Source organism: Pseudomonas sp. WS 5410, assembly GCF_012985645.1.
Classification (GTDB): Bacteria; Pseudomonadota; Gammaproteobacteria; order Pseudomonadales; family Pseudomonadaceae; genus Aquipseudomonas; species Aquipseudomonas shahriarae.
In genome coordinates this window covers 1-11,241 of the sequence record NZ_JAAQWS010000041.1, presented here as the reverse complement: position 1 = coordinate 11,241, position 11,241 = coordinate 1, and the positions used below count along the sequence as shown (strand labels likewise).

Here is an 11,241-nt window from a genome sequence, read left to right as displayed (position 1 = left end):
TTCCGGCGTGAATCGTTGGGTGCTCATAAACTTCCTCCTATGCTCAAAGCATAGGCTGGAGATGTCTACGATGCCGGGGGCAGTCCAAGCATAGGCTGGAGATGTCTACGATGCCGGGGGCAGTCCAAAAGGCTAGAAATGGTGTCCACTTAAATCAGGTGGACACCATCGCCTTTGGCGGCGGGGTCAGGAAGGTGTGTTGGCCGGACGCATACGTTGTTCGCCTATGTTGACCTCGATCTACCCCTCGCGTGACAGCTGGAGTAGAGGTCTAGGCCTAAAGAAATTTGACGCACATTACTTTCGAGTGCCTTTGAAGACAGAAAAGTGGCGTCCACTTTAGCTTAGGTGGACACCTTTCTCTGGCTCATTGGGTGCTTGGCTTAGCTCACAAGCAGGCTCATGTAAGTGGGCCACTCACCGCTAGGACACATTTGCGCCACTTTATATTTCTCCAGCATTTGTAGCGCTTGGCTTTCGTGGTTAGCGCGGAAGTCAAACCCCATCTGGTCGCGATACGGCATTCTACCTCGCCAGTATCCCATTCCTTGATCAAGGAAAACTTTGCTGCGCTTACCCGATACCCAATCTACTGTTATCACTCTCGCGTGTTGAAGCTCCCGGCTTCGTTCTTTGATTTCAATTTCAGGTGAGATGGAGAACTGGCTACCCAACCAAAGCTTAAGAAGAGCTCCTTGATCAAGTTCGAACCTCCAGTCGTGACTAATTTGATTGCTGGACTGATCGCCACTAGATGCTAGCGTTTGAATTCGCAGCGACTCAAGTTTTTCATTTTTGAAAAGTTCAAGAAAACCGCTTAACAACATTAACGACCATGGTGATTTCAAATAACGGTCGGAATAGCTGACCACTGCTGCTTGATCCGTGGCAATCAACTCAGTCAGTTCGGGCGCGTGCTTCTCAATGAGAGTAGCGAGACGTCTATGCAAGCTGCTGATAGGCCCGTCAAGCTCGTGGGTGATTTCGATGACCCGTGCACCCTGCTCAAATTGGCGCCAGGTCCGAACGTCGATAGGCTGACCACCGCAATCAGAAACACAGTCGCTTCCAGCCCATACTATTCCATCGTTGCTACTCAGCCATCCGGCTCCTGGAGTCGCAGCGGAGGCAACGCTGCTAAAAAGACTCTTGATGCCCGACTTGGAACGAATTTGAGCCACCAGGTAGGGCTTGATCAGTGGGAGGGAGTTGTCCATATCTTCAATCACCACCCCAAGACTAACCAGGTCAAAGAGGGTGTTCTTCTGTTCTTTGCTTAGCGACGCTCCAGAAGGAATTGCCAGTTTCACCTTGAGTTTGTCAGCGATTGCCCAAGTGAGGATTTTTTCACGGAAGTAAGGGTGATCTAGGTCCCAGTCCTCTGCATCTCCCCTCATCACCAAGCAAATAGAGGTGTCGTTTTCACTGCGATCCGCTGAATTGATCGCTGAGGACAAATAGCGGATCGGGCCGGTCGAGCAATAACTAGCCCCAACCACAGTTTCAAACTCGCTGGGCAAGTCTAAATGTTCGATTAGGCCCGACACAGTCAGCCACTCCATGGCGCGTCCACGATCTAGCTCCTCTCGCTCCACTCGACTGTCTTGACCTGCAAGACAGTGCGAGCAGACGTTTTCGCAGTTAACCGGGCAATGCAGCTTCCCTAACGTTTTACGTAATAGCTCGGTTGTATTCGCTAAGCCAGCCAGGACAAACCCGGCTCCTCCGCTGACTTCATCGAACAGCTGAATGACCGTTCGCCCTTGTCCACTTTCGATATCGCGATCAAGACGGAAACCAAAGCCCATTTCTGTGCTGACAATACCTAATAGTTCGGCGATAACGTCGCGTAGCGCAACGGCAAGAGTCGTGGCTATGGTTTGTTCTGCCAGACTATCTCCGAGCCACAGGCCTGTCTGGGGACTTCTCAAGTAAAGCTCCATGACGTCAGTGCGAATTTGATAGCCCAGGAACAGGTTAGGCTTAACTGCCGTACCGGGGCAGTCGAACTCTTTACGACTTCCTGTGATCCCGCCCACTGGCCGGTGTAGCTGATCTGGAAGCAGGTTTTTAGGAACGTTACCGGAGGCGAGCATTGAATCTGCACGTCCGCAGGTTAGGCACACGGCGTAACCTTTTTCGTGTTCACCGGATGAATGATGGAACACACTGCCGTCGTGACCAAATCGTACGAAACCACACCGCTTGTCGGGCAGCGAGATCGTCTCGCCAGTCAGTTGGATGCGAGGTCGTTCGACTCGGATGAACTTCTGAGAAGTGATGTCGTTTGTCGTGGACTCATAGAAGTCGGTTACAAAGCCGCCAGGGCGAAGGACGGTTCGGCGCTCGTTTGGTTGAATTACTTGCATGCAGTGTGAGCACGTTAGCTCGGAGCTGTTGGTGTAGGCGTTTTCGATTACGCCTGTCGCGCCACAATTTGAGCATCGCCAGGCGATATCAAATTTTTGTGCTTCGTTTACTTGGCCTGATGCATGCCATTGCAAACTGATTCCTGCCGAACGATAGACTCGCCCATCGATTACCACTTGTGACCCAGGTGCATACTCTCGGATAGCAATGTTTAAACCGCGAGACGGTAGCTCTTTGTTGTTGAAAATGCTGTCTTCACGACTCTCAGGATGAGTTCGCTGGTGCTTAAAGTCCTCAATGTTGTAGGTATTGAGTGTCACGACATCGGTAGGGAATCCATATCCTGGAAGGAACGCACGGGACGCGAGATCGCGAAGCAAGTACTCACCGTCGTGACGTTTTTTCTCCAGCTCTAGCGCTTTCTTGTACGGTAAATCTGTCGCCGCTTGCAGCTTAGCGTTGAGCTTTCGAGACTCTTCAAGCCACCGGTTCTCCAGAATACGTACGCTTTCCTGAGTCTCGGCTGAGATTGTGCTGAGCAGGCAGCCATCTAAGCACGTTCCGCTGACAAGGCGCTTAATTGGGTCTGCGAATTCTGTCTGACTACTAGTCAGCCAGCTTTTGAATTGCTGGCAGGGTGAGTCGTCCCCGCCAAAAAACCATTGAAGGGTCAGCCTGGTTCGGTCACCGTCGCTACTGGTTTTTGACTTTAGGAAAATAGACAAGAGCAGCGAATTGACGTGCCTCTGAACAATGCGAGAAGAGCTTAAAGTAATGGTAGGAGCGGGAATGGCGGTAATGAATGGCCACTTAGGCTGTGCAAACGCACGCTGGTTATGAGGGTCCGCTTTACATAAGGTGTAGGCTATCGCGCGTGCCTCACTACGGCGTCCGGCGCGTCCTGCCCGTTGCAAATAGTTGGCAGGGTGGGGCGGCAGATTGTTCATCACTACAGCAGAGATGCCCCCAATATCTACGCCCATCTCCATAGTCGTGGAGCAGTTGAGTACGTTGATATCACCCTTCTTAAACAGATCAACATAGTCATCGAGTCTCTGCGCCGACTGCTGAGCCGAATGTTCTGCGGTTCGATAGTAAAATCCGCCTTCCACGGTACGGTCGCTGATATCGGTCCAGAGATTCTCAGACCGAAGGTGCTGGATGACCGGGTCTTGTAAGACCTGCGCACGAATCTGCAATTGCTTGGCCACGGCGCTACCGTCTATCTGGAGGTTAGCTAGCGAGGAGAGTTGGACTTTCTGGCAACGATAGTCTTGCGGACGCAACTTTATGGGTAAGTAGGGGGTTAGCCCACGAAAAGTCGAATCAAAAATTCGGTGCGTTATCGGGCAGAGCCACCCCTCTTCTAATAGCGAAAAGGTCAGTGTATCTAGCTTCAGGCGATGCCCAGGGTCTGCGGGCTCCAGGATGAGAGCCTGTGTCAGAGCAGACCATGCGGCTTCTAGCCAAGCATTGATTTTGTCCGCATCTGTAGCGACCGTCCGATTCAATCCGGTGGCTTGTTCCAGTAGTTTTACTAACCGATGCGGATTTCCAGATTTTACTTGAGGCCATTTTTTTACGGTTGTGCTTTCTTCCATCTCGGTTTTTGGAGAGAACAGCGATTTTGGGGTGAACCTGCTGCCCATCCAGGATTGCATGTCGCGATCCATGTTTATAAAGGTGTTCTCGCGCACGTAAAAATCAAGTGCAACTTTAAGGTAGTCGTGCCAATCCTCAAGCGTTAAGCGAGTTTCAGGCGCCGAAAATGCTCCTGTCGCCGGTACCGCGTTTGTTTCCGTCCACATCGGCGGTGTAGAGCTAATTTCTTTGAGACCTCGGTAGGTTACTTTTACGAGGCCGAGAGTCTCCGTACTGTTTTGATTTTTTGGACGTCGGGAAAATTCCCGAGCTAAAAGTAGGCGAGCCATAGTTGCGCCACCTTGGCTCCCGTCAAAAAGGACAGGGTTGGCGTAGCGGTTGTAGCGCAGGATTGACTGTTCAACATCTTTGGAGGCTGCTAGCTCATAGACCATGCTTGCCCAATTGACGTTGACGATTCGTTTTTGTGGGGCACTGCCGGATCGTAGCGCGGCCGCTTGTCTTCGTAGCTCTGCCGCCATTACACCCATTCCCGACTGTTCTAAGCCTTCTGCCTGGTGCATCAGCAGATCATAGTTGCCAGTAGGAACGTCTTTAGGTTCCGCATCAGCTTTGGCCTGAACGTTCCGAAGTGTTTCAAATACTAAGCCACGCAACCGCGAACGCTCGGCTTCTTGTTGCATGCGTACGGCCATACGTGCCGTACCTTGACGGCTATCGGTGAACGTAATTAGCTTGCGACCCCGGCCGGGTAATTCTTCTGGGGAGCGCTCATTGCTGTCTTTTTTGTCGGCATCTGGGCAAAACTCCAGCACCGTCGGGACGGCATTCGCAACATAGAATGGAGCGCCCAGGTACGCTTTTCTCAGAAAGCTTTTTTTGTTTGGAAGTTCGTGATCGCAGTGACTACAGCAAGCCGCTTTCTCTTCAGCGATAGTAATGTTGATAGGGCGCGCTGAGTTAGTAGCACATAAGCCGTGGGTGTCGAGATCGAGGCTGACGCTGAAAAAGGGATCTTGTGCGACCTGCAACCCGGAAATTACCAAACGTTGTGCATAGGTACGACTAGTAGTGGGGCCGGTTGCCTCACTTTCAGGCGACGTCTCTTCTTCGCCGCTTTCGTAGCTCAGAGAAAACTCATCCCCTGCGTACGGGCTCAATTGGTGAAGAACCCCATTGCGATCCTCTGCAATCAAATGCGGAGTTTTACAGTCATCGCAAAACCCTAATTCGTACACTGGCGCGTTGCATTCGCAGCGTGCACGTTGATGAACGTAGACGTTGCCAAATGGCCATTCACTCAGACTGGCAGATTTGGCAGTGCAATTGGGGTCTATGCAGGACCATAGTCCATGAAGCATTCGTTGAAAAAGATGGGTCCGTAGCTTAAGAAACGGCGGTTCGTCCTTATGGCGTCGGGTGCCAGTTGATACATCGAGCCAACCTAACACTTCCCGTTGCTGCTCCAGCCGCGAGCCGGGCATTAATTCGGATTTCAGTATCGTCAGTAATTCATTTAAATCTAACGGTTTCGTCGAGTTAACAATTGCATGCCTTAACGAGTGTGCTATTGAATTACGTCCTAAAGCATCAAAACGGGACGGTGATATTTCCTGTTCATTCTCGATAGACTGCACAACCTCTAGCGAGGCCTTTTCGACTTTCGAGTCGAACAAGATATCCGGCCAAACACGAGATCCTCCAATGACGTCGACTTGTTCTAGCTGCACTCCTGCGAGATCTGCAAGGTACCGTTTCAACTTTTCTTCGGCCTCCCCCCCGGCGATGGTGGCCGATGTCGCGACAAAACGAATTTCCTCAGAATTTTTACCGAAGGCTTGAACGACGCGGCGCAGTAGGAGAGACATTTCTGCGGCTTGAGAACCAACGTAAGTATGTGCCTCGTCGAGGACAATCCAGCGTAGAGACTGCTGTTGCTTTGAAATTTCCAGGATAGGATTGTCTACCTGACGAACCAGCATGTATTCGAGCATTGTCGCGTTGGTCATTAATATTGGCGCGGGCTCTTTGCGCAAAAGCTCACGTGACAAAACCTGGTTGGGTTTCTGTTCTTGAATCTTACGAATGACCCCTTCGCGCTCTTCAGTTTTACCGTTGTATAAACAAAACCGAATATCTTTACCGTACGCACGGGTCCATGCATCTAATCGCTCCTGTTGAGAGTTGATTAGGGCGTTGAGAGGATAGAGAAATAGCGCTCTCACCCCAATCAAGGATGACTGATTTCGCTCACGCTCCCGGATTAGATCTTCAAGGATAGGCACCATAAAACATTCTGTTTTCCCCGAGCCGGTGCCACTGGTAATGATGGCAGATCGAGGTTTCTCGTTAAGCAACGTTCGCCAAGCCTGAAGCTGGTGCGTATAGGGATGGGCTTCTCTTGGAAAGTCATACGCATGGGCGTTTTGTAATGTATTGAGCAGGCTTTTGGAGAGCAACGACCCCTCTAAGTCGAGAAGACGTTTTTCCGACTCTTTCCAACCAAACGTATGTTCGAAAACCGGCGGAGCCAGAAAACAGCCATCGGCGCCCAATTCATCAACCATTTTTTCGTTTAGATGGCGGCGAAGCCCTGGTTCGTTAACTCCTAGGACGCCTAAGGTTGCTTCCCGCGTGCGGTTAAGGCTTTGCTCAATTAAATCCGTGAAAAAACGCATCGGAACTCCTTATGCCTCGTCTTCGGAGGCTAGCAAGTACGAAACCATCAGTGCGTGAGTAGGTGCGAACCATCCCTGACGGTCAAAATCAGAAACCAATCGAATTGCGAATTTTAGGTACGCCATCGGCACAGGAAGATCATTTAGGGTGGCCTTGCCTGCCGTCACATAGGCCAAAAAAATTGGTAAGTAAGAAACCGCTTTAGTGAAACCAACAGGGGTAATCTCTCTCAAGAATGCAGGTATCGGATTCTGAAGGATCCAGCTAGTCAACTCCGCAGTAAGATCGGTAGGCCACTGTCTGTCAGTAGCGTGTTGTTGGCGTAGGGCTTGATTCCAGCCTGGTACCACCAGTTGGGGAGGGATTTTGGTCAGACTGCTTTTGCTGCCAGTACTAAGGTAGTCGCCCAAATAATCAAAGCCGGAAACCACAAGTCGCAACACGGCCGCGCGATTCATTTCAAGGTTTTTGATAAGAATCTCCGGCAAGCCACATGCGATCAGCCCTTGTAAAAATCGTGCATGCGCTTCGGCCCAGATGGGGAGAGGAGTTGCTTCCCAGATCACCGCCAGCTCATCGCGAATTCGAGCGCAGAACGCTTCATCCATTTCTAGTCGGAGCACCGCAAATGCCAGCGCCTCTGGTTGCTTTGACAGTGCCTTCCAGCTTTCAAATGAGGACAATGGCAGGTGCGCGTAGTGTTGCTTTAAGTCCGCTAAATATTGCCAGCCACTGTGTCCGAACTCTTTTGCCATGACAGTGATTTGTTGACTGATGGCGTTTGCGTTGGTTTTGGGGTGGAAAACCTGTGTCGCCCTGTGCAGGGAAAAAACTTCAGTTTGAATTTCAGTAATCGACGAAGTCGACACGAACAGTGCAGGGCGAAATTGAGTTTTACTATCTTTGGCTGGATAGATTAGCCATGGGCCATCACGTTGCATGGTGTTGGGTATAATAAATCGCCCGGTGCCAACATCCTGGCTCTTGAGTTCCTCAATTTTGACTGGCGCTTGTTTAGGGTCAGAAAGCAACATTGCTTCAACTTCGGCGTCATTCAAAATTGTCGCGTTACTTATTTCGCAGATCGTGAATGTGTCTTGACTTTCCCATTGCAAGCGGCCGTTGTACCGTCTGATATTCAGGCTGAGCGCGCGCTGTTCTGTTTCTAAGGTAAGCTTAATAAACGCATCTTGTTCGTCGACAGCTCCCAGCATTTGAAGCATGTCATTTTGGTAGCTAAACAAATTTAGCAGCGTGGGCGATGAGCCTACGTTGATCTCATAGTGCCGTTTTGGATGTGGCAGCGCCTCGCACACCAGTTCCAGTTGCATGTAGAAACTTTGCCCTTGAGTTTGCCCTGAGGTCAGTGCGATGCGATGGCCTATAAGCTCAGGTAACGTAAGTTCGTGTGCTCGTGAGGGCCGGTCGTCTGGTCCAATAAGCCGGGCTCCTTGATACGGGTACGGGAGGCGAAGTCGTAGTGGCTGATTGCTGCTTTTCTGGTCGATTTCCAGCGTAAAACCAGCAGGAGGTGTATCGGTTCGATGAATAAGGCTGAAAGTGGTTGCGGAGTGTTCAGACTCCAATCGCTTGGCCATTAGCAGCGAGCTGTCGATTTTTAAGTCAAGCTGGAGCGCACCTTTGATCTGCAATCGAGCAGGTTTTTCGGTGGTTGCGGGAAGCAACGAGGTACTGAATTCTTTGGGTAGGACGGCAAAGCGTCGAGTTAAAAGCGTTTTCCCCGTGCGGTTTTTCAAGGTGTAACGAACGACACCGAAGGGCCCGGTACGGCGAAGAGTGTCCAGGGGTTGTCCATTGGCAAATTCCAGAATATCGCCCAAACCAAACTCATAGTCTTCGGGCAACTCCAGTCGTGGCCAACCCAAATATACAACACCTGGGTTACTGTCATAGAGCCCCTGAACACCGGCCAGAGCGGGCTTTCGGTGTTCGTTTTGATTCTGATTTAATTCGATTCGGTAGAGGTCAGGGCCGTTTTGGAGCGATACATCGGCCCGTAGATCCAGCCACTGGCCGCTCTCTTTGTCGGTAGTCAGCAGTGATGGTGCGAGGCCGTCTGACAAAAAACTAAATTTGATCGGAATACGAATACGTGCGGACTCACCAGCGACACCGCAAGAAGATGTTCCGACCAATTGCCAGCAATCAGCCCGCTGCTCAAAAACTAACGGCGTTTCTTCGTAATCCAACTCGCTGCCGTCGAATTGGTAACATTGAACAACTCGTCCATTGTCGAGTAAGCGCAGCGTGACAGGTTCGCCTAACCTGCGACGTTCTATTGATATTGAGGGGTTGGAGAAGCGGATCGTCAGACGCGACTCGTTTAGCTGGGCATACACCGCAGGCCCACGAGCTAATATGTGCTCACCTTCGTAATAGGCTTGATCGAGCCGAGTGCTACCCAACTGCTGGGGATCAATGTCAAATGAGTGTTCCTTTGGCAAGGCCAGCTCTGTCCTAATTCTCCAGTCCGGCAGTGTGCCTAATAGAAAATGCTCGCAGGTGAATGCTCTGGATTGAATTAGGGTCTCTTTTCTATCAAGCCGCTGCTTGCCAGCATCATGTAGCCAATCATTAATCAGCCCTCTAGCGTTAGTTTCATCGAGAGGGATAGGAAAGGCTTCTGTCCACTCAGGAGCGACTTTATCCAGGTAAGCAGCAGGGTCTTTCTGATCCTTAAGCGGATATTGCCCAGCCAGATGCATCAACTGTTCAACAATGCCGGCAAGCAGCTGCCTGGTTTCTAGATTTCGAAAGGAAATTGGCAATTCATCTTCGTGTTCTGCGATTAGGTCAGCAGTTGTTCGGTGGCTACTCCCTGCACTGAAGAGATTAATGCCTCGATTGACGGCTTTGCCAAAGCCATGCGATTCCTTTTGAACCAGGGGCCAAGGTAGCCCACCTTCTGCGAAAAGAGACCCTAGCCAATCCCTACCGTTTTCCCGGTACCGAATAGGGCGTTTCCAGTATTCCAGTCCTTTACTGGTCAAGGTTGCATGCTGGTTGTGTGAAAGTGAGACGGCTAACTCGCTCTCAGCGCCTGACCAGGACCATGAGCTGTTGTAATTTCTACGGTATTGCTCACTGACGAATAAACAAAAACATGCTCCCAGGTGTATGACCTGAACTGGACTGGACGCTAGGCGAAGGTACTTTTGAAGTAAATCGCGTAAGGATACGTACTCGTGTTCGGACAGTTGGTAGCTGTAGAGAGGTTTGCCGTTAGGTCCTTTGAATAGCTCGCGGGTGAGCAAAAACTCGCTGAGCCAGGCTTTTATGGGATTTACAGCAGGAGTGAACGCAGTCATTGACGCAAATCCTTATGCTGAAGATTCAAAAGCATGCAACGCAGCACAGAGGTCTCGACGACGTCTACAGCTGCACCACCTCAGTTTCTTAGGCGTGTGTCACTGTGCCATCTTCGTGAAACGCCGTCGACATCTGTATCTTGATGAAGTTGAAAGCTCTATTCGATGCTCATTCACGCAAAACGCCTCGTGGGATATGACCTTATTTTCGGCCATGGCTACCACACACGGTGTCTCTGACTTGGCTGCGTTTATCGTAGGTACAAATTCCTTGTTTGTGTGCCAAGGCCGCGAGGTGGTTAGTTTTCCAGCCTAACAATGTACCCCGGCTATATCAGTCTGGATTCTTGTCGATGATCGTATGGCGGTAGGGCACAACAGGATGAGGTTTTCAAAGGAGTTAATCTTGAACTCTCCGGCGGGCCCTTCTTCGTGACGTGGTCCCGTTTCTCCATGCGGAATGACATGGGCCATTTCGGCTATATGCTTGTATCCGCCCATTTCAGCAGGGAATAGGGGCTGGAGGCATTCGGGCTGTTGGCAGTGCCCCGCGGCCTCAGAAAACAGCCGCAGTTTAGTTTCTGTGGGTATATGTTTGCGACCTGCCATGTTTGGGAGCCGATGTGCCTAGAAGTGTTGTAGAAAAAACCGCCTGAGTTGGTCAACAAAGATACATGCTGAGGCCGGTAATGACAGGCGGGGCCCTCTCAATAGCGGGCTTTGAAATCGTCCGGAATACGACCCTGAGTAATTGGTCACTTCCTACAAAATGAACATAAATCTCTGAAGAATAAAAAAGGGCTGCCATTTGGCAGCCCTTTTTTGGTGCGTCCGTTTCACGATCAATGACAGCGTTTCACGGATTAATGATTTTGAGCGCTATGAGCTGATCAATCCCAGCTCAACGCCCCACCGGTCTGATACTCGATCACTCGGGTCTCAAAGAAGTTCTTCTCTTTCTTCAAGTCCATGATCTCGCTCATCCACGGGAACGGGTTAGTGGTCCCTGGGTATTCTTCCTTCAAGCCGATCTGCGACAGGCGACGGTTGGCGATGAACTTGAGGTAGTCCTCCATCATCGCCGCGTTCATGCCCAACACGCCGCGCGGCATGGTGTCGCGTGCGTATTCGATCTCCAGCTGGGTCCCTTGCAGGATCATCTGGGTCGCTTCTTCCTTCATGTCGGCATCCCACAGGTGTGGGTTTTCGATTTTGATCTGGTTGATCACGTCGATCCCGAAGTTCAGGTGCATCGACTCAT

General features: G+C 50.8%; 4 protein-coding genes. All 4 read right to left on the bottom strand.

What is annotated here, in order from left to right:
• Positions 1-383: 383 nt before the first annotated feature.
• Positions 384-6,650 carry a DEAD/DEAH box helicase gene (locus HBO24_RS29185; protein WP_170060830.1) on the bottom strand — a complete coding sequence of 2,089 codons (6,267 nt, stop codon included), beginning with the start codon at positions 6,648-6,650 and terminating at the stop codon, positions 384-386.
• Between the two features lie 9 nt (positions 6,651-6,659).
• Positions 6,660-9,980: an STY4851/ECs_5259 family protein gene (locus HBO24_RS29180; protein WP_170060829.1), complete on the bottom strand. Its 3,321-nt coding sequence runs from the start codon at positions 9,978-9,980 to the stop codon at positions 6,660-6,662.
• 312 nt (positions 9,981-10,292) lie between these two features.
• Positions 10,293-10,454 carry an HNH endonuclease gene (locus HBO24_RS29870; protein WP_332875153.1) on the bottom strand — a complete coding sequence of 54 codons (162 nt, stop codon included), beginning with the start codon at positions 10,452-10,454 and terminating at the stop codon, positions 10,293-10,295.
• Between the two features lie 416 nt (positions 10,455-10,870).
• The coding region (locus tag HBO24_RS29175) for a ribonucleotide-diphosphate reductase subunit beta (protein WP_170060601.1) at positions 10,871-11,241 on the bottom strand (371 nt) is incomplete at its 5' end.